Source organism: Pantoea sp. CFSAN033090, from assembly GCF_001264395.1.
In the GTDB taxonomy this organism is placed as follows: Bacteria; Pseudomonadota; Gammaproteobacteria; order Enterobacterales; family Enterobacteriaceae; genus Pantoea; species Pantoea agglomerans.
Genome location: NZ_LGYX01000037.1, coordinates 16,412 through 37,291, shown reverse-complemented (window position 1 = coordinate 37,291; position 20,880 = coordinate 16,412). Strand labels below are relative to the sequence as shown.

Here is a 20,880-nt window from a genome sequence, read left to right as displayed (position 1 = left end):
TTTATTTTGATTTGATGTGACTGTAAAAAAGCGATGTTCAGGCATTGTTTTCAGACCCTGTTGGCATACCGGTACATTTAGAAAATAATTCGATGGCCTGATCGCAATAGCGGCAATGCCCCTGACAGCAGTCATGCATCAGGAAAGCCACTAAATCGGCCAGGCTCGCCCAGCAGGCGCTGTAAATAATCGATTTGCCTTCGCGGCGGCTGGCGATAAGTCCGGCGTGCTCAAGCTCTTTAAGATGAAAAGACACCCTAGAGGGGGATGAGGCGTCAAGGGCAGCAGCAATGTCGCCTGCGGACATACCATCTGCTCCCGCCACAACAAGCATTCTCACTATTCTGAGTCGAGATTCATGTGCCAGCGCTGAGAAAGCTATAAGTGCTCTGGTTTGCTCCATTACAATTCTTCATTTCATGAATATGTGAAATGAAGGGTATTTTATTTCGAATATTTTTACCAGCAGTTACCGCCATTGAGACTGCCTAAATGGCCGTAATGGAGGATGACTTAGGCAAAATCGCAGCCTTTGTCCGGCTCTCCAGACATACTTATAGCGTTCTGGTTCAGAACATCGCTTTGGCAACTGGGGCAAGGCAGTGCTTCTGGTCCTGAAAATTACCGGAATGGCCCCATATGAATGGCCGTATTCGCGGACGTGGTTGCAAGTCTGCTCGTGGTAGTAAACGTGCTGCGCCTGTAGCGTAAGTAACCGGCTCAGTTGCACATCAGGTCTGTCGGACAGCGTCCGCTCCTCGCTCATAGCGGACGTTCATCACCTGCAACCACTGCACGACTTTTAAACCCCCCTCCCAAGTTGACATCAAACACAACTGCTCACCCGTTCCCCGCCGTGCGCGCGACATTCAGTCCGCTCGGGCGGCGCGTGCGGCTTCCGGTGAGCGGTTCGCCGGATGCACCCGTCATCTGCGGCGGTAGCGACTGCCGGTGGGAAGATTACCGACCCTGATATTTTAATCCGATGCCGCCCCGACCGGCGGCATCTCTTCAGTAAGGGATAAGGGAGTCGCTTCGCTCCGCTCCTTTTGCCGGTTCCCGTCCTTTTGCCGGTTCCCGTCCTTTTGCCGGTTCCCGTCCTTTTGCCGGTTCCCGTCCTGCGGCCGGAAACCGGCAGAGATAAAGTGCCGTGCCCTCACTTTAGCCGGGCCGCTGCGCAGTCAAGGTAAGCTTCGCCGTCCTGCTCACCCGTTCCCCGCCGTGCGCGGGACATTCAGTCCGCTCCGGCGGCGCGTGCGGCTTGCGCGTCCGCCCCTGCCTGCTCCGCTTTACGCCCGTCTTTGTGGTGGTCACGGCACCACAGGGGTGCCCCCCGACACTTAGGAGCATAACTATGTCCCGATTCATGCGTGGCGACAGTGTAGAGATCATGGCCGGCTTTCCGGATAACAGCATCGACTTCATTCTGACAGATCCCCCGTACCTCGTCGGCTTTAAGGACCGGTCCGGCCGTTCAATCGCTAACGACGTGAGCGACGAGTGGGTGTTGCCGGCCAGCCGTGAAATGTTCCGCGTGCTCAAAAACAACAGCCTGGCGGTGAGTTTCTACGGCTGGAACCGTGTGGACGTCTTCATGCAGGCATGGAAAGCGGCGGGCTTCCGCGTTGTCGGGCACCTTGTGTTCACCAAAACCTATGCATCGAAATCGGCATTTGTCGGGTATCAGCATGAAAGCGCCTACCTGCTGGCCAAAGGGCGCCCGCCGCTGCCGGCGAAGCCCTTACCTGATGTGATGCCCTGGCAGTACACGGGTAACCAGGACACGGCGGAGGCCCTGCGCGCCATCGCGGCGGGCAATGGCCGTGCGGTCATGGTGGGCGACGTCGCCCAGCTCGAATCACCGGAGAGCGGTGCTCCCTTCCGCCTGCTGCAGGAGCGCAGCCCGATTGATGTCGCGGTGATGAAGGAAATCAAGCGCCAGCTCAGCGACGACCTGCGCGGCGCGGTGTACAGCGTTATTGAGAATAAAGCCGCCGCGGCGCTGGAGAAAATTGACCGCGTTTCCCCTGCCGTAGTGTCGCGTCGGGCCGAAAGCCAGGCACCGCAACGTTCAGTTATAGAAGTTCCTCCGCCGCCAAAGGATGAAAACGGCAACGAGCTGCCCGGCCCCGACGGCAGGCGGGCGCCCCGTATCCATGACGCAATCGTGGCCGACTACATGAGCCGCACACCGTCTGCACGTGCACAGACGCTTATCGTAACGTCACTGAATGACGACCGCCGGGCACTGAACGCGGGTATTCATTTGGCGATGACGGAGGCTAATGAGCTGGGCGGAAAGGCGGTTCTGGTGCCGGTGCTTGAACGTGTTACCAGCGGACGTCACGATTTTAACAGGTTTGATGCCTGGAAGGTCGGCCATGTGGTGCTGAGCGGCGATCGTTACCTGAAAGTCACAGGCCTGGACCGCGACACGAAGAACGTGCTGCTGCGGGACGAGGATGGGCGGATGCGCTACTACTCGCCCGCCGAGCTTAACGCGACTGAAATCGAGGTTTTCTGGCAACAGACGCTCGAACTGCGTACCGGTGACAGCATCCGCATGACTAAAACTCAGCGACAGGCAGGCCATGCGGCGCATGAACAGTACCTGGTGGCGGCGCTCCATAACAATGGAGACGTCGTACTGAAAGGTACATCAGGTGAGAAGGTGATTTCTCCCGGCAATACTCTGGCGGATCAGCACATTGACTACGCGTGGGCAGTTACCGGTCATGGTGCTCAGGGGGCGAGCAGCCGCTTTGTTATCGCGCTAGAAAGTGCCACAGGTCCGCGGAGTATGATTAGCGGGATGCGGGCGTTTTACATCAGCGTGTCAAGGGCAAAGGAGCATGTGCAGGTATACACCGATAATATAAAGGTTTGGAAAAAAGCGTTAACTCAGGAAGAAAAGGGCTTCAAGACTGCCCACGATGCACTGTCGCCAGAAACTGAGCGCAAGCAGGCCCGCGCCATCTGGGCTATGGGTCAGCCACTGATGAAGACCGCCATTGGGCGTGCCTTTCTGAACGGCAATGGGCTGGGCGGGGCACCGGTGACGGCACGCATCATCCCGCCGACACGGAAATATCCAGAGCCGCACCTGGCACTTCCGGCTTATGACGGTAATGGCAAAGCTGCCGGTCTGACTCTGTTCCCGCTGCACCATGAAAAGGGAATGATTAATCCAGGCCAGTCCCGTCAGCTGGCAACAGAGAATGCACAGGCCGCCATGCTGCAGAAAAGCCGCAGCGGCGAGATCCTGCTCGTCAGCGATCTCAAGCAGGGATTTGCCGCTGCGCGCGAAAAGCCGGAGGCGGGTGTGTTGATCGTGCACGGCCGTCAGATGCCATCCGCACAACTGTTGAAGGTGGCAGGTGGTAATCTGGAAGAGCTGCGCCGTCCGGACGCCACACTTCTGAGTCAGGTGAAAGCTGAGCTGCAGGAAATACTTGCCGTTCTGCCACAGACAGAGAAAGAGCAGGATGAGCAGGCTACGCTGCGTAGTGCAATAAAATCAGTCAGCATCGGCAATATGAAGGAAAAAATCAGCCTGCCGCCAGTGCCACCAGGCCGGGACGGAATCAATAAGGTTACGCTGGCCGTGCAGCTTGCAGCACGTGTGGCAGAGCTTGTGGAGCAGAAGCTGCCCCGCCTACCGGGCGAGTCGCAGACTGACTACAGCGCGCTCGTCAGGCAGGCTGCCCGGACACTGGCGGATACTCCGGATGTCTCAGCTGATGTCGCCGTTCGCGCCGTGCTTGGTGCACTGTCAGTCAGCGGTATACCTGACAGTGTCAGGCAGGCCGCGACAGCAGGCAGCAACGGCGAGACACCGGCAGCCGTGGTCCGCCAGGTTCAGGAAGAAATTAACCGTTCGCGACCTGCGGTTAAAACTGTTCAGCCGGAAATCTCTTCAGCGGCTCTGGCCAGTGCCGCGCGCGAACTTGAGCAGCAGGCCCAAGTCAGCCTTCCACCGGAAGCACGGGGACGCGAGCCTGATAGGGAGTTACCTGCCCCAGAGATAACCCGTCACATACAGAAAGAACGTTAAAGATCAGCGCGGCCGTATTCACGACCGCCTCACCTTCAGTCTGCTCCGCGCAGGCATATGAGATAAATCATGAAACAGACCCCTAAGATGGCCACCTTTGTGCTGGCTATTAGCACTTCGTTGTTTTCCGTACAGTCCGGTGCCGCTGGCACAGAAACCTTTACCCCGGAGCAGCAGGCCCGTATCGGCGAGATTGCGGCGGACTATCTGGTCGCGCATCCGGACGTGCTCATTGATGTAAGCAAAAAGCAGCAGGCCCGGCAGCAGGCCCTGCAGCAACAGACTTACGTGCAGTCAGCGCTGAAAACACATCGGCTGCTGATGCAACTCGATGGCGTGCCCGTCAAAGGACCGGCTGACTCAAAGGTCATCGTGACTGAGTTCTTTGACTATGAATGTATTGCCTGCAGCATGATGGCGCCGGTGATGGAAAAGGTGATGGCTGCAAACACCGGTGTGCGCTTTGCATTCCGGGACTGGACCATTTTTGCCGCCCGTTATCCGGAATCAGAGCAGGCATCACGCCGCGGCCTTAGCATTTACAGCAAACACGGCGCAGATACGTACATGGCGTTTCACAACGGCATTTACCAGACCGGGCATAACGAAGGGAAACTGACGGCAGAAGATATTGAGAAAGCCGCCGTTGCTGCCGGTGCAGGTAACGCTTCCGACGATAGTAATGCTGCCTCCGACCAGATTATTGAGAACAATGCTGATCTGGCTGAAATGCTGGGCCTTACGGGAACGCCGGGCATTATCGTGATGCCTGCTGAAAACGCCACACAGGATAACACCACGGTTATCCCGGGCGTGGTCAGCGAACAGGTTATGCAGCAGGCCATTGCCAGGGCAGCGAAGGGATAAAACCCTGGTCCGGGTGAAAAAGAACCAGTCAGCAACTGCCAGTCTGTCAAAAGCTCTACCCCATGACGGCCACGCCGCTCAGGCTGTTCGTTCCTCGCGATGCTGCGGTACGCCTCAGCCTGATCGCCCTGCCCATCGTATTATTAAGCGATAATTCATGATTGCAGCACAGCCTGCTACTGAAAATCAGGAAATACATCTCCCAGAAATTCCTCCGGGTTACACCGTCCCGCCAGACGCGTAATTTGGATTAAGTCATACCGCAGATGCGAAGACGTTCAAAATAAAGTTTATTAGTGAACTTTTTTTATCCATACGATTCGAGCTATGCGCAAACTGTGCTGGATTTAAACGGGTGAGATGGGTATTCTTTTCAGAATTCGCCGGGCGGCGATCCTTTTTAGATCCTTATCGAATACTGTGGTGGTTGACGATGAGGATTTGCAGTAAACCTGTGGCCGGTCATGCGCGGCACGGGAATAAATTAACCGGATAGGACGTATCCGTTAAAACGTCCAGGGTATAGAGTCTACGGTTTACCGTACTCTGAATGCAAAAACCCCCCGAATCTGAGATCAACTTGGCGGAAGAATCAGAATCAGGGGGTCCAAAAGCAGGCGCAGCGCCTGTAAAGGATTATAACGCATGCTATTCATAAGACAACCCCTGCCCGCCATAAGTTTGGGACAGGGTGAATGACCGCATTTTAATCGGGATAAACAGCCCGACTTCAGAAAATGACAGACGTCGCCGCGGCGATCATGATGTCACCTGCAAATGCCCTGAACCCCGGTGGTTCGCGCCTGATGACTATCGCCCGCTTCCGGGTGAGTTTGGCCACGCCATGCGTCGTCTAGTCGTCAAAGAGAAGAGCAGCGGTAAATGGAAGCTGCGTTTCCGGCCGTCACTTCATCCTTACTTCACGCAGTACCGTAAAGCTGCAGGTCGCGATCGGCATTTCCGTCCGGAACGGCGTGCGCTCATCGATGCGTTATTCCCTCTGCTTGTCCAGCGTGCCGACATGGCCACCTGGGTTGTGACCGTCAATGTCAGCCGGCTGGCCAGCGAGCTCAGCCCGAAAGACACTGAAGGCAATGTTATCCCCAAAACCCGGGTAGAACCCTGCCGGCTGTCTCGTCTGTTCCCGGAGCTTGTCCGATTTGGTCTTATCGAAATGCCTGATCTGGAATGGGATCCGATTGAACAGTACTGGATGCCCCGGCATATCATTCTCACGGAACGTTTCTGGCAGCTGTGCGGCGTTAACATGGATAAGCTGCTTCTGCAGCGAAATCAGCGCATCGAGGCTGAAGAGGAAGGTATTCTCGAACCCGGTACGCGTGACTCCGTCAGGGCCGCCCGTCGGCGCTGGTATGAAAAAGCCCGTATAGCGACGCTGCTGAGTCGGCGCGAGAAGGCAGTACGGGGGAAAAGGCGCAATAAGCTGGGCAAGCTTCCCCTCGATGAACGGCGCAGCACGATGGCCAGCTGGCTCATTCGCACACGGCCGAACCACGAACTGATCAACCTCGATGCAGACAGTTTTGATCGCCTGGTGTGGCAGCATCTAAACCAGCTGGAGCTGGGCCTCGGCTACGAGCCTGTCCCCCCCGACGTCGTTCACTGACGTTTCGCGCACGATTTTAACCGCCTTGACTGGCGGTAAAGTCGTTTGTGCCGCGTAACTGACGCACTGTTTTTCTCCCCGCAGCCACGCCATTCCAACCCCGCAACTGACATAAATACAGCTTTTTCGAGGGCTGTCTTTTTTTACTCACATTTACCCGCAATTGGAAAATTGACCTTACCTGCAAGTGAGTCTGAGGTTACCCGCAAGACGTTCCTGACCTTCGGTCAGTAAAGAAATAACCAAAAAGAAAATAAGGTTTTCAATCCGGCCATTCTGAGAATAAAAAAGGCCTTCGCTTGCAGCGGCCGCTAGCGACCGCGCCGCTCAGAATCTGAAGTAGCTCCCGCCTGCGGCGGGCATGGTGAGAACTCATTAGTTACAACACTCATAATCACGATATAAGGGCACTTTAGAGCAGGCCTGAAACCTCCAGCCCCTCTTAACCAGAACCCGAGCCGTCCTGAAACTCCGAGTGCCCATTAACAGGCCGCCCCGCCCCGGCCCAGAGGGCCGGAACAGGCGTGGCTGTAATGGATGGTGTAACTAATCCTCTAAGCTTTACTGTTCATAGTGAACAGTAAACCTAAGACCCCGGAAATCACGCGCTGTACGTCGCTCTGCGCCGTACAGCCCGCTCACCGGGGCTCTGGGATTAGATAACCGTAATCATCGCTTTGAGGCCGTCTGGCTTAGCAGGAAGGGGTTGGGTAGCGCCATATATCAGGCCGTAACCGGCTGCGCCGGGCGTACGGCGCCGTCTGACCACTGTACCCTGCTCTGACATCATCTGGCGCCTCCATGGCGCTAGCGCGTCATTCATAAGGCCAGCTGCGCACTGCTCGCTGGCCTTTAAAAAAAGAAGCTGAATTGGATTATCATCAAACACCGGCATTTGAAAATATCTCATATTCTTAACAGTTATTCTGCTTTTAGCAAAAATGTCATAATTGGTATAACGGAGGCTCACTGAGTGATTACGGAAGGAGTCATTACATGGGAATTAACCACAAAGGTACTTTATTAATTGATTCTAAAGATATTATCTTAAGGCCTTTTACAAAAAATGATTCAGCCAAGGTCTACGAGAATTGGGCATCTGATCCTGAAGTAGCGAAGTATCTTACCTGGAAAGCACATAAAGATATTAATGAAACTAATGCAATAGTAAGTGAATGGGTTGAGAATTACAGTAATAAAGAATTCTATCTCTGGGCATTAGAACTTCGCAATTCAGGAGAGGTTGTGGGCTCTGTGACCCTAAGTCATGTCGATAATTTCAGAGAAAGCGCCGAACTCGGCATCGCTTTGTCACAGAAGGTATGGAGAACTGGAGTAGGAACGCGGGCGGCCGGACTTGTCATAAGTCATGCTTTTAATGTGCTTAATTTCAAACGCATCTCTGCGAATCATCAGCCAGATAATCACGCATCTGAAAAACTGCTCACTAAACTCGGTTTCAAACTTGAAGGTGTTGCACGTGGTTATACAAAAAACAAAGATGGTGAACTAACTGATGTAGTCCAGTATGGATTGCTAAAAGAGCCAAAGGTAAAAGAAACGAGCCGTTTCAGAACAGATCAAACCTGGAAAGATACGCGCAACCATTATCTGAAAGTGCTGGGTAAGCCATGGTATCAATTGTTGGCGGAACTTCAGAATACACTATCTTTTGCTACTTTTGATTTTTACAATCTGCGAAAAATAAAAACACTTCATCTGCCTATTACAACTGGATCTATTTCCAGCCCGATGGGTAAAGGCAGTGACTCGCTTCCGGTTAAAGTAAAAATGTTTGAGCAGGATGTTTATCTCGCCGACTCAATGCAGTTTATGCTTGAATACGGTACAAGATTATTCGGAAATGGTGCATGGTACATTATGCCATCTTTCCGTGGTGAAGATAACGATAAACGCCACCTCTCTCAGTTTTACCATAGTGAAGCTGAAATACCGGGTACGATAAATGATGTGATAGTACTTGTTGAAGATTATCTTGTTCATCTCGCAAGACATATATTGCTTCGACATGGTGACTTATTGAATGAAAAGTTAGGTGACATTTCTCATTTAATTTCTCTTGCGGAGAAGAATACTCCTTTCATAAAAATAACATTAGATGAAGCTGATGACCTACTTAAACAGCTATCCCCTGATAATTACACTAGCTACATTGAAGACGTAGGTGAATTCAGGAATTTAACTCATGCGGGAGAACGGCGTCTCATAGAACATTTTGGTGGGTTTGTATGGGTAACTAACTATGACATTCTGAGTGTTCCATTCTATCAATGCAGGGATCCCAACAAACCACATTCTGCACTGAATGCAGATTTATTATTTGGTATTGGCGAGGTGGTGGGAGCAGGTGAACGTCATAGTGATGGCGCCGGGGTGAGAAAAGCACTCGAAGAACATCAGGTTGCACCTGATGATTATGAGTGGTACATCAGAATGAAAGAGGAATATCCAGTAAGAACCGCAGGCTTTGGGATGGGGATTGAAAGATTTTTAATGTGGGTAACAAGAGAAAATGATATTCAGGATTTCCAGTTGCTTCCACGCGTTAATGGTGAAAATATTGTACCTTGAATGAACGATAACGCTACCGGATGGTAGCGTTAGTTTTTCTGATTATGTAGGGAGAATAATTGTGCTTAAAAGCAGTGCAGCCGTCAGATTCACTGGCATAATGTACTCCGGTGTAAGGATGTTGATTGGTGCATATTCTGTTATATATATGCTCCAGAATGGTCTTTCCGTTAGCCAGGTAGGCCTGCTAAAGACATTTCAGGGAATCATTATCGTCTTTTTGGATATACCCCTTTCTTATTTTTCTGACCGCTATAGCAGAAAGTTTTCAATCAGCGTCAGTATACTTTTCTCTTCTGCATGGCTGCTTACTATGGCAGTGGCAGATAATTTTTGGTTTTTCATGCTGGCCGAACTCTTCAACGCCTTATCTTTGGGAATGATGAGTGGTACATTTGATAGTTATCTTTATGATCATAGTAAAAATGAGAACAATAATATCTCTTCCCAAAAAATATTTTCCTTATATTATAAATATCAGTTTATGTTTATGGGGGTGACATCTCTTATAGGAGCGACTGCTTATTTTTATATAGGGAAGTCTTCTATATTTATATCAGCTTTATTAATGTTTATGATTTTTTTAATGTCAGCCTTCTTACCTTCCGATCGTCAATTTAAAAGTGAGGAAAAATCAAAGTTTTTTTCCTTCACCATGCTATGTAATAGTATCCGGCAGGTTTTCGCAGGTCGTACAGGATTGTTAACGTTATTAACCGTCATTATATCTTCATTCTTCCTCCAGTCTCTCATTCAATACTGGCAGGTTATAGCAGGACAAGATCTACCGGAAGACGGTCAGGCTATAATTCTCGGTATCGTTTTCTTTTTAATTATGCTTGCACAGTCCGCAACGGGCTTTGTGACAGAGACTCTACCTTCATCTTCTAATGCTAGATTTCATTTTATATTCTTCCTTTTGGTTATAATTTCATCAGTGTCTTCTCTTTATTTTAACAATATCTACATGTCAGCGTTTTTCCTCTGTATTATCTTCTTTTATATCAATTTTGTTCAAATTATTTCTTATGCCAGGATGGTGTCGCATACTGAAAGCAGTCTGCGATCTGTCACATTGTCTACTATTGCTACAGTAAATAAGATAGTGATGTTTGTCATGATTGCACCTTTTGGTTTCTTACTACAAACGTACGATTGGTTATTCATAATTCCTGCTTTTTTAATAATCACCCCTCTGTTTTTCTTATATTTTAGAGGTGGCAGATGAGATTTATGTAGAGCCTAATTAATTTTTTCCCTGCCCTTTAGACAGAAGAATATAAAGATAAAGATGAAAGCGTCAGGCAAAACGCTTTCTTATCTCAGAGGATAAATAATCAGGTACAGACATGGTGACTGCTGATTTTCCCCTGATCATACCGGTGAATCATCAGCATGGGGTTTTCTCTGACTGGCGGGACACTCGCTGACCCGAACCATAATGGATTGGCTGGACAGACCGAACCACAGATATTTGCCGGGATCCCCGCAAAGTTGCCAGCAACAGGTCGGTGGACATGTCCTGAAGAAACAGCCAGTATCCTGTCAGGATATCTTCTTATCAGGTCTTCAAACTCATTCAGTCCCCTGCACATCGTTTCATCAAGAGTGGGTATGCCGGAAGGGAAAACGTGATGGTGAAGAAACAGCAGAACCGGAGCACCATCAGCCTCGCCAAGTTGCTTTTCCAGCCATCCCATACGTCCCGAAAGTGATCCATAGCTCTGTCCGCTGACGGTTGAGTCCACGCCCGCCAGGCTTATTACGCCCGCGTTATAACTGAAGTGCAGCAACTCTCCCGGTGAGTCAGGCAACCAGCGCTCATTACCCCACGTTTGTCGCATATAGCTTCGATCGTCTGAATTACCGGGCAGCAGCAGGGAGGGGTAAGCCTGTTTTTCCAGCTGCGCAGCTATCTGTTCGTATCCCTCATCCCAGCCCCCGTCTGTCAGGTCACCACTCAGAACCATTATGTCCGGCCCCACCTGTTCAAGCCACGACAGCGCCTGCCCGAAGCGCTGAAGATGATCATTATCGGGAGCGGCGTGGATATCTGTTATCTGTGCTATCAGCATGAATACCTCACTAAGAGCCGATGCCAGCAGTCATTTCAGAATCAGACCTGGGTTGGCCAGCGAAACGTATGACCCGGCCTCATGCAGCGACAAAGCAAGGCGTTCGTGGTAAACACCCGTCGCCTCCATAACCAGGTCAAAGTCACCGTGTCCGCTGTGCTGCAGGAGCAGCCAGCGGAATATACTGGCTACCGCGCTGCGGTCATTTTTTATCTTTTTCCCCGTATTCGTTCTTTTATGACGTAATACAGTATGCAGAGATCAAGAGTGTCTTTACTTACGTCTATGCCTACAGGAAACATCGCAATTCTCCTCTCACAATGGCCGTCTCGCCTGTTAGCCTTGTATATACGGAGTCGGGCACCCAGTAACCGTTCAACAAAATGTGCTGGCGTGAAAAGTGAAAAAGGGGGGCATAAGCTGCCAGACGGGATCGATAATTAAATCGTCCGCAGGGAGGGGACTGGCTCACTCTGCTTCGTGTGATGGTAGCTAATAACCACATAATGTTAGATACAAGAATGAGGTTTGGTCGCGTTACATATCAGTCCGTAACCGCCTACGCCGGGCGTACGGCGCCGTATGACCAATATCCTGCTCTGACATCATCTGGCGCCTCCATGCCGCTAAGCGGCATACAGAGCACAATATTTATTGTTCTACCAATTATTAAGTAAATTTTCCGTACATGATTTATTAGGAGGACAGACTACAGTGACGCTGACACATAAATCTGGTCATCTGGCCTGGTGCGCTCTGGCAGCCCTTGCATTAGCACGTCAGGACGGTACCGTTTGCTCTGCTGCTCAGGAAAATCTCTTTCTGACACGCTGGCTTGCAACCGCCCTGAAGCAGCGTCGCTTTTCCCGTGAGGTGGCGCCCGACATTGAGTGGCTGCTAACGCAGGGGCGCCAGTATGGCGTTGCCGCAAAGCTTGCCGGCAAGCTCGACTATCTCTGGCGTTCCTGCACAGGCGAGCTGTCCCGGCAGAATGATCTGTTCCGTCTGACATATGCCCTGGAGATGGCGAAAGATATGTGCTGGGCTTACCAGCTGTTCAGCGACCGGGAGTGGTCAGGAAGGCATGCCGCTGTTCTGAACGCTGGCGTAAACGGAATTTATCTGTCCCGGAGCAGCATGGATGCTGCATTTGACGATGACGGCCAGCAGGTCGCACCGGTGATGGCGCGACTGACAGGGCGCGTGCAGGGGCTGGAAACGCTTCTTAACCGCTGTGGATGGCAGATAGCTATTGATGGGCCTTCCGGGCTTTATGTGCTGACGGCAGAAAAATATGAACTGACGATGGGGCAGTAAGACCCAGGGCGGATGTACCTGGCGGAGCAGCAGTGCGGCCGGAGAGGCCGCTAATAAGTCAGTGGCGGATCTGCGCCAGGTCGTCTTCAGTCAGTCCGGTCATTTTCATGACGGTATTACGGTCAAGACCGTTCTGCAGCATGGTACGGGCAACTTCCAGCTTGCCTTCATTCCGGCCTTCCTGCCTGCCTAACTGGATACCCTTCTGGATACCCTTCTGGATGCCCTTCTGTTCGAGCTGTTGTGCGATGGTCATAAGTGCGTCTCCGTGTTGCGGCACACGCTGTGCCAGTTCGCGTACAAAGCCTTCGGCGTCGGCTGTTTCGCCTGCCTGTACAATGTAGTGTACCAGCGATATCACCTGTGATGAAGACAGATAGCCGGCCAGCAGAATGGGCGCCAGCCGGTCAGTCAGTTCTGCCAGGTCCCGCTGATGAATATGTTTCTGCAGCAGGGTCAGGGCGGCCATGCTGCGATGGCCGGCGATTTCATCATCAGGAATGACGGTAACGTCAACCAGCGGGAAAGCGCTGCTGTACAGTTTGCCTGCCAGCGCCGGATCATCAAACTCATTCAGCCACCGGGTGGAGTAAGGATACGGGCTGCGTTTACCCGTATAGAACAGCACGGGTATCACCAGTGGCAACTTCTTATGGCCCGCCTCAAGGTGGCGCTGCATGGCAGCCACCGCATAACGCATGAGGCGAAAAGCCATGTGTTTATCGGGTGAAGACTGGTGCTCGATGAGCACGTGGACATAACCCTCACCGGCTGTGGTTTTCAGACTGTAGAGCACGTCGCTATAGTACTGCCTCAGGTCATCCTCGACAAACGAGCCGGATTCCAGCTTTAGCGTACTGAGGTCACAGATAGCACGCAGCTCTGCGGGTAAGTGGAGTTCCATGAAATCACGGGCGACATCCGGGTGGGTAAGAAACTGCCGGAACGTGGCATCGTGAGGAGTAGGTGTGCGGTTTTTCTTCTTCTTCTTCATCAGTCCCGGCTCTGAAAAATAACCGCTGTATGTTACCACAGGCAGAAAATCGTCTGTATTGATGGCGAACAGATCTGCAATAACTGCAGGTAGCCGTTCGGATTATTTTTAATTTTTTCGGATATACTGCTTCATCGTACGATCTCTAATAATCGAAGCATAATCATTCTTCGTCGCACTTCGCATAGCCCGATGAGTGATGGAATCATAAAACACCGTCAATACGGCAGGGAACCGATGTGGCTATTTCCGTCATCATTTAACATAAGTTACATTTCACGCACCTGCCATCGTCGGCAAAAAGGGTTTGTATTCTCTAGGGGACGACGGGGATTGCCATTCAGGAACGACCTATTGATAGCGAGTAATGATTTTGGCCGGCTGACGATCCTGCAGAGCAGTCGATACATAGGTTAACGTCCGGCTGCAAGGATATATTTGTTTAGCACTTTCCCCTGCCCTTCGCGGAAGTTGAATGTATACGTACAGCCTTTAGAAGTAAGAACGCGATACAGTTCGTAGATAAGATCGCGATTAGGTCCTTCACCTACTGCAGCTTTCTCAAGAGCAAGTCTTGATGAAGTGACAAGCACTACGTGGCAGGGTTCATCCAACTGCAAGGCACCATCGATAAGTCCCTGCATCAAACTGCGTTTTGAAGTTGTGTCGTGATAATGAAACATCAGTGGCCTTTTCTCATTATCGCGCTCTATCAGTACACGCGCGAATCCTTCACGAGTCTGCCCATTGCAGCTGCCTGTCGAATAGATATGAACTGTTTTCGTCATGGTTTGGATATTCCGTTGACAGCCAGGCCTCAGCCTATCTTCATGAACTAATTTAGCTGCAGCCGTTAGCCTGTAAGACCATTGTGAACGTGTCCTTAACGAGAAGGCGGTCACTTTCATAATTCGAGTCGCTGTTGACCATTTGTGAGGTCTTTTCCTGACCTCAAAGCGGTTACTTTCATAAGAACAATGATGGAGAATCTGATTATGGCGGTTACTTTCATAAGAGGGACTGAAAAGGCGGTTAGTTTCATAACTATTGAACCGCTTTAGAGCTTTCTCGACACCTTTTTTATGAAAGCACCCTACCTAACAGGCCTGTCTTATGAAAGCGCCCTACCTTATGGAGCCTGCCTTATGAAAGTAACCGCTAATTCTTAACTGCTCGTCCGATCGCCTGAAGTTTTGGGGAGCGGCTATTGATAACAAACATGATTTCCCGACCTTTTTTGTACTCGGTAAAATCGAGGTAGCCTATCCTTACCAGATCACGTAGTGCACGCCTGATTATGGCGTTCTGATCTTTAATCTGCGATTCAAGCGCCAGGCGCTCACGAAAGCGTTTCATTGATATGTACAAGGGACCTGCTGGCATGCTTTCCAGATAAACATAGAGTGACTGCGCCGCCTCTTTCCGTGCCAGTTCTGAAAGCGCTTTTAAACCGAGTAATACCTTATGATCGTAACGATAAAGTTCCCACAGACTACTGTCGCCGACAATTTCAACCTGGTCGGTTTCATAGTCAAGAACTGCTCGTTGAACGAGATGGGTAACAAGAGATTTTTTTGAATTTTTACTACGAAAAGAGAGCGTTACACTAGAAAGATTAAAAAGAGAATCATGCAAGCGTGCGCGGGCTCGTCCGTTGATATCAGTGGGTTTGAGGCCGCACATTCGAGCGAATTCAGAGAAAGGCAGCGTGATTTTTTCGCTGCTATAACCATACTTTGAAAAGGCAGAAATGACACCAATCCATGTTTTAAAATCAGTGGACATGCTTAGCTTTGCCCCCTGTATTTTTATATCGGTGTAACCTTCCTGCCTTGCAACTTCCAGACTGGATAGTTCTTCAGAAGCATCAATCAGAAAGTCGCGCTTACCCTTCTCTTTTGGTGCTACAGGAGTGAATACGCTGAGACGAAGCAAAGCAACAGGCTGAACTGACTTATTACTGTTAGGGGTCAGTTCATAACTTGTGTTTGTATCTTTTTTAACTATGCAAAAAGGACTCTCTATCTCATTGTTTTCCTGATTGTTATCCATTTATCCACACCATATGAGCAAATATTAGCCAGCTTTATGAAAGTGACCGCTTTGAGGTTATGAAAGTAACCGCCTAGGTTATGAAAGTAAACGCCTTTATTATGAAAGTGACCGCAATTCTTATGAAAGTGACCGCCAATAATGGTGTTTTTTTTATATTTAACAGTCGTTTACAGTGTCGGTGATCTCTATTGATCTCTACTTGATCTATATATGATCTAAAAGAATTGATCTATCGAATGGATATGTGGATAAAAAACCTCTATCCCTTTGAATATCTGCACATTGGAGCTGCAATGGCATTTCAGAATCCTGCACAAAACTTTGCAGAACAGCGGCTCAGCCTGGGCGACTTAGTCTCGTTATCACCTCATTCAACGTTCCTTGTTAGAAGCGACAGCAATTACCCTGAAGCTGGCATTATGCATGGATTCAGTTCTCGCAATTGATCGTACACTTACACCTCAGCACAGGCACATCATAGTGGCTGAAGTTGATGGAGAGCTTGTGCTTCGCAGACTGCTTATAAACCCTGTTCCGGCTCTTCAGGAGCTTAAAGGCGATGAGACCATTACCCTTCTGGACGAAAGTCAGGAGCTGCCGGTATGGGGTGTTGTGGCCTATGCGCTGACCGATATCGCCGGTCTCGGTTTCACTCATCCACTTAGTGACTGAATAACTTCCTCAGATACACTATGGTGCGTATAAGCTCTAATAAGCCGGAGACAAAGCGTGTTTGCACTTGCTGACGCCAATAATTTCTATGCGTCCTGCGAGACCGTGTTCAGCTTCCAGCTCCAAGTCTCACTAAAAAGTAATTTTAAGAGATAGCAACAATCATTAGCAGACACTGTTTAAATATCCAGATTAATCTTTCCCTCTGGGTCAAATGAGTGATACATTTTCACCCATAAGACCCATTTGGAGGCATTATGTCTGAATTTGAATTGCTGGCGCAGGATCTACTAGAGAAAGCAGAGGTAGATGAAAAGCTACGGCAGGAAAATGATAAAAAGCTGATTAAGCAGGTGCTGGAAATCTATGATCAGAAGTACGTGGCCGAGTTACTCAGGAAAGTCGGCAAAAACGAGTGGACTCGCGAAACTCTTAATCGCTGGATTAATGGTAAGTGTTCACCTAAGTCGCTGACGTCAGCCGAAGAGATGCTTCTGCGAAAAATGCTGCCGGAAGCGCCAACACATCACCCGGACTATGCCTTCCGGTTCATTGATCTGTTTGCCGGCATTGGTGGTATACGAAAAGGTTTTGAGGCTATTGGTGGCCAATGCGTTTTTACCAGCGAGTGGAATAAAGAGGCGGTGCGCACGTATAAAGCCAACTGGTTTAATGACGAGCAGGCGCACAAATTCAATCTCGATATCCGGGAAGTCACACTCAGTGACAACCCTGAAGTGTCAGAAACCGATGCCTATGCCTACATTGATGAGCACGTGCCGGATCATGATGTGCTTCTGGCAGGCTTTCCCTGCCAGCCGTTCAGCCTTGCTGGCGTGAGCAAGAAAAACTCGCTTGGTCGTGCGCATGGTTTTGAATGTGAGGCGCAGGGAACACTTTTCTTTGATGTGGCGCGTATTATTCGGGCCAAAAAGCCGGCCATTTTTGTGCTGGAAAACGTCAAAAACCTTAAAAGTCATGACAAGGGAAAAACATTTAAAGTCATCATGGAGACGCTTGACGAGCTGGGCTATGAAGTTGCGGATGCGGCGGATGCAGGCAAAAGCGATCCCAAAGTCATCGACGGAAAGCACTTCCTGCCCCAGCACCGGGAACGTATCGTTCTAGTCGGTTTTCGCCGCGACTTGAATATTCACAAGGGCTTTACCCTGCGCGACGTCAGTCGTTTTTACCCAGCACAACGCCCGTCATTTGGCGAGCTGCTGGAACCTGTGGTTGATAGTAAATATATCCTGACGCCGAAACTCTGGGAGTATCTTTATAACTACGCCAAAAAGCATGCGGCTAAAGGAAACGGCTTCGGTTTTGGCCTCGTTAATCCTGAAAACAAGGAAAGCGTTGCCCGCACACTTTCTGCCCGTTATCACAAAGACGGATCTGAAATTCTGATAGACCGCGGCTGGGATATGGCTATGGGTGAAACAGACTTTGTGAACGAAGAAAACCAGGTGCGTCGTCCGCGCAGGCTGACCCCCCGAGAGTGCGCACGCCTGATGGGCTTTGAAAAGCCAGATGGCAAACCCTTCCGTATTCCGGTTTCTGACACGCAGTCATACCGGCAGTTCGGTAACTCTGTTGTGGTGCCGGTATTTGAAGCCGTTGCCAGACTGCTGGAACCTTATATTCTGAAAGCAGTTTCTGTCGAGGCTGATAAGGCTGAACAGGCCTGAGTGAAACTACCGGCAACATATGCCGGTAGTTTACCTACGGAAGGTCCGCGTAAAGCCCTGTAAGCTCAGCAATGAACGCACCCAGCGTAATTAATTCAGGCCTTACCGCTTCCGGGTATTTTTTGTGCAGCGATGACGGCACGACCAGCCTGACTCCCGCCTCTTGCATTTCCCTGTACTGTGCATGAGACACCCCTTCCTGCAGTGTAAACAGGTGCACCTGCGGTATTTTATCTGCTTCGTTCAGTATCTGGCGCCAGCGGTCTTTGCAGGTGGTCTTGACCGCCAGCATGCGCAGATTTTCCACGGGAAACTCAACGTCGTGATAAGCCTCTGCTGAAGGGAACAGGAAATCTGGTTTTTTATTGCCTTCCGTTACTGCCTGCGTGGCGAAGTGCCGCAGCCCGTGCTCAATGAAGAGGTTCTCTAGGTGCAGCTCCAGTGACTTTCCTGCCCGGGATTTACGCCGGTTACTGACGGAGTTGGCCAGCGCAATAAACTCATCCACAGAGCCAAATCCCTTCCGGATGATGTCCAGAACATGTAATTCCTCTACCAGCAGAAAGATGTCGTACTCGACGCGCCGACGGTCAATAAGCTGCTCATCCGGGTCATCAGATTTTGTCACGTAATGGCCGGCGGCATACTGAATAATTTCATTTCCGGACGGAAAGCGCTGCTGCCAGTTCTCCGGGATAAGGTATTTATGATTAACGGGCATTTGCTGTAGAGACAGACCACCCAAAATTTGCTCGGCAGGCCCGGATATAAGCGTGCCTGGGATCACTTCACCGATAGCTGTCTCAATGATGTCCTCTTCGTCTGGGCTGATGCAGACCCAGATGTCTACAGTCGTGCTGTCACCGCTCTGCTCATCAAGCCTGAAAGCCAGAAGCGTCAAGGCGCCGGTATTTTCTGGGTCCTGAAGTGGACTGCCTTTTCCCCAGCGTGTGATCCGTTTCTCGTTTCGGGTTTTTCCAAAATACCGGCCATTGTAATAAATCGCCCGGGCTTCACTGTCCGGGCAGTCATGGGATGACACATGTGCTGTGAGAAAGGTCGAAGGGTTGAGCTCAAGGATATGGTTGATAGACGGGAATAGCTTTTCAACTATACCGGAAGGAATATAAAGCCCGACTTGGTGACCACCTGTTGCGCCGGTATCATTGGCGGAAAGGCGTTTGATGTAAACGAAGTAATTCCCGCCAGCGATCTCAAGCAGCCAGTTATGGAAAACCGACATAAGCATCCCTCTGTTACCCTGAAACACGTCTCGCCATTTTTTCATAATTATACATAAACAGCCAGTAAGGTAGTTGAAGGTGGTTAGCCTTCAACTGGGGCCAGCTAGAATCAGGAAGGGATAAGAATAAAGTGAAATTACTTAAAATACTTTATTCTTATATACGGCTTCCTTATTAGTTCCTTCTCAATTTCCAGAGCTGAAAAATTGAGCTGTTCAATACCTCTTTTTGAACAAACTTTATCAATTTTGTCATAAAGAGTAGCATCAATTGTAGTATTAGTTAAAACACCGAAGCCTTCGACATCATATAAATCAAGCATATCACTTACATCTATAAGCTTTGATGCGGAAAGTGATCCTTTACCTTTAACCAGTTTACACTGAAAAATCCATTTCTTTGGAGCTACGCGTCGGTCGGTAGGAATATCGTAGACTTGTATGTCTCTGCCGCCATCACGCGAACGCGAGTTGCCCAATTTTCTAATAGTTTCACTATTGAAGCGAGGGTGACTATATATTATATCATAGCAAAGCCTTTCGAATTGCTCATCATCAATTTTAGACCAGTCATGTGTAAGCTGATCAGAATATCCTATATTTACACCAGTAAATAAAAGTGCGTCTGCCAATTTCGCATTGAGGTCTTTCATCTGCGATGAATTTAATTCAGAAGTGTCATAAAGGAGATGATAGAATTCTCCATCATCAACTAAAGCTAAAGTTCCGTTTAAATCAACATAACAATTTCCAGAAGTAGGTGCCGGAGCTAACAAACTACTATTGTGTTCTATTTTATCTCTAAGATGATTAAGATAAGGTGAGTATGTGAACGTTGCATTAGACCAATCAAAAGGGTCTGGGGGCCACAGATCTTCATCTCTTGATAACTCAATGCTACTACATATCCTAGATTTAAAATATTGTCGCATAGGGAAATAAGATATTATTAAATCGGATGTGGCGTAAGAAACACCGTTTAGCAATAAAATGCCAGAAAGCGTAAATTTATCAAAGGTATAGTTTTGCCCGGTAATTTCAAAAAACTTATTTAAATCGATTGACTTTGGCACAAGCCAAGAATCTGACGATGCATAACATTTAACACCTAAAATACTACTGTATGCGCTTACCCAGAACCCCAAAGCTCTCTCAGGGTATTTGATAATTTCATTACGATAATCATCAGGAGCATCAGACCTCATCTCATAGTATTTACCACCTATCAAATTTGCATAATAGTCATCAAGTAAGATAGGTAATTTTACGTTAAGATTATCTAAATTTTTTTCTAAAGAGAGAACATCATCCCTAAGTCTATTATAATCTTCTGGAGGATCGCTTGAGATAGTGTCATCAAACCTTTTATAAAGAATTATACAATCTCGTAATACTTCATAGAAGTCATCATTTGGATTGGTTAAAGTCAATTTAAAAAATTTTTTGTTTTTATTGTTGTCATTTGCATAAACTACCTTGGCATGCTGGCATGCACCTGCAAGTTTTTCTCCTGCCCATATGGCCTCAAGATAATCATCACATAAGTCAATATATGAGCTAGAAAAACCTACACTTTCTAAAGGAATAAATACTACAATGTCAATATCTTCTGCCTGCTGGATACTCTTTATGTCTTCAACATCTATGGCGTTTAAGTAAATCTCAATCATCGAACGGCTCCTATTTATTAATA

At 49.1% G+C, this 20,880-nt stretch carries 15 protein-coding genes and 2 pseudogenes; 10 read left to right on the top strand and 7 right to left on the bottom strand.

Annotated elements, in window-relative coordinates; genetic code table 11:
* Positions 1-37: 37 nt before the first annotated feature.
* On the bottom strand, positions 38-403 hold the full coding sequence (locus tag AFL22_RS22810; RefSeq protein ID WP_052272243.1) for a metalloregulator ArsR/SmtB family transcription factor: 366 nt from the start codon (positions 401-403) through the stop codon (positions 38-40).
* Positions 404-471: 68 nt separating this feature from the next.
* Here AFL22_RS22810 and AFL22_RS24605 point away from each other — a divergent pair.
* From AFL22_RS24605 to AFL22_RS22780, 7 genes and pseudogenes are all read left to right on the top strand, one after another.
* Positions 472-706, top strand: a pseudogene (locus AFL22_RS24605) (heavy metal translocating P-type ATPase); the annotation flags it as partial.
* Between the two features lie 648 nt (positions 707-1,354).
* Positions 1,355-1,780: pseudogene (locus tag AFL22_RS24695) on the top strand (DNA methyltransferase); the annotation flags it as partial.
* A complete protein-coding gene (locus AFL22_RS22805) occupies positions 1,754-4,054 on the top strand; it encodes a conjugative transfer relaxase/helicase TraI domain-containing protein (protein WP_277814013.1) in 2,301 nt (766 codons plus the stop codon). The pseudogene AFL22_RS24695 and the gene AFL22_RS22805, both read left to right, overlap by 27 nt.
* A 69-nt stretch (positions 4,055-4,123) precedes the next feature.
* A complete protein-coding gene (locus tag AFL22_RS22800; protein ID WP_052272241.1) occupies positions 4,124-4,921 on the top strand; it encodes a thioredoxin domain-containing protein in 798 nt (265 codons plus the stop codon).
* A 691-nt stretch (positions 4,922-5,612) separates the two neighbouring features.
* A complete protein-coding gene (repA, locus tag AFL22_RS22795; protein WP_052272240.1) occupies positions 5,613-6,548 on the top strand; it encodes a plasmid replication initiator RepA in 936 nt (311 codons plus the stop codon).
* A gap of 996 nt (positions 6,549-7,544) precedes the next feature.
* Entirely contained in the window at positions 7,545-9,140 is a 1,596-nt protein-coding gene (locus AFL22_RS23870; RefSeq protein ID WP_082239245.1) for a GNAT family N-acetyltransferase, read from the top strand.
* Positions 9,141-9,240: 100 nt separating this feature from the next.
* Positions 9,241-10,368, top strand: coding sequence for an MFS transporter (locus AFL22_RS22780; protein ID WP_072124013.1), 1,128 nt, complete (start codon positions 9,241-9,243; stop codon positions 10,366-10,368).
* 109 nt (positions 10,369-10,477) lie between these two features.
* Here AFL22_RS22780 and AFL22_RS22775 read toward each other — a convergent pair whose 3' ends face one another.
* Positions 10,478-11,215, bottom strand: coding sequence for a metallophosphoesterase (locus AFL22_RS22775; protein ID WP_052272237.1), 738 nt, complete (start codon positions 11,213-11,215; stop codon positions 10,478-10,480).
* A gap of 714 nt (positions 11,216-11,929) precedes the next feature.
* On the opposite strand from AFL22_RS22775, the gene AFL22_RS22770 reads away from it, so the two are divergent.
* Positions 11,930-12,532, top strand: coding sequence for a DUF2913 family protein (locus AFL22_RS22770; RefSeq protein ID WP_052272236.1), 603 nt, complete (start codon positions 11,930-11,932; stop codon positions 12,530-12,532).
* A gap of 58 nt (positions 12,533-12,590) precedes the next feature.
* Here AFL22_RS22770 and AFL22_RS22765 read toward each other — a convergent pair whose 3' ends face one another.
* From AFL22_RS22765 to AFL22_RS22755, 3 genes are all read right to left on the bottom strand, one after another.
* Positions 12,591-13,526 (bottom strand): Rpn family recombination-promoting nuclease/putative transposase, encoded by a 936-nt coding sequence (locus AFL22_RS22765; protein ID WP_052272235.1) that lies wholly within the window; start codon positions 13,524-13,526, stop codon positions 12,591-12,593.
* Between the two features lie 413 nt (positions 13,527-13,939).
* Positions 13,940-14,314 carry a hypothetical protein gene (locus AFL22_RS22760; protein WP_064691438.1) on the bottom strand — a complete coding sequence of 125 codons (375 nt, stop codon included), beginning with the start codon at positions 14,312-14,314 and terminating at the stop codon, positions 13,940-13,942.
* 370 nt (positions 14,315-14,684) lie between these two features.
* Positions 14,685-15,578 carry a RepB family plasmid replication initiator protein gene (locus AFL22_RS22755; protein ID WP_052272233.1) on the bottom strand — a complete coding sequence of 298 codons (894 nt, stop codon included), beginning with the start codon at positions 15,576-15,578 and terminating at the stop codon, positions 14,685-14,687.
* 507 nt (positions 15,579-16,085) lie between these two features.
* Here AFL22_RS22755 and AFL22_RS24600 point away from each other — a divergent pair.
* Together AFL22_RS24600 and AFL22_RS22745 are read left to right on the top strand one after the other, a co-directional pair.
* On the top strand, positions 16,086-16,253 hold the full coding sequence (locus AFL22_RS24600) for a hypothetical protein (RefSeq protein ID WP_241773210.1): 168 nt from the start codon (positions 16,086-16,088) through the stop codon (positions 16,251-16,253).
* Between the two features lie 257 nt (positions 16,254-16,510).
* On the top strand, positions 16,511-17,944 hold the full coding sequence (locus AFL22_RS22745) for a DNA cytosine methyltransferase (protein ID WP_052272231.1): 1,434 nt from the start codon (positions 16,511-16,513) through the stop codon (positions 17,942-17,944).
* Positions 17,945-17,978: 34 nt separating this feature from the next.
* On the opposite strand, the gene AFL22_RS22740 is transcribed toward AFL22_RS22745, so the two are convergent.
* Together AFL22_RS22740 and AFL22_RS22735 are read right to left on the bottom strand one after the other, a co-directional pair.
* Complete coding sequence (locus AFL22_RS22740; RefSeq protein WP_156311619.1) at positions 17,979-19,193, bottom strand: type II restriction endonuclease; 1,215 nt, start codon at positions 19,191-19,193, stop codon at positions 17,979-17,981.
* Between the two features lie 131 nt (positions 19,194-19,324).
* Positions 19,325-20,857, bottom strand: a complete 1,533-nt coding sequence (locus AFL22_RS22735; protein ID WP_052272230.1) for a hypothetical protein — start codon at positions 20,855-20,857, stop codon at positions 19,325-19,327.
* Positions 20,858-20,880: the final 23 nt, after the last annotated feature.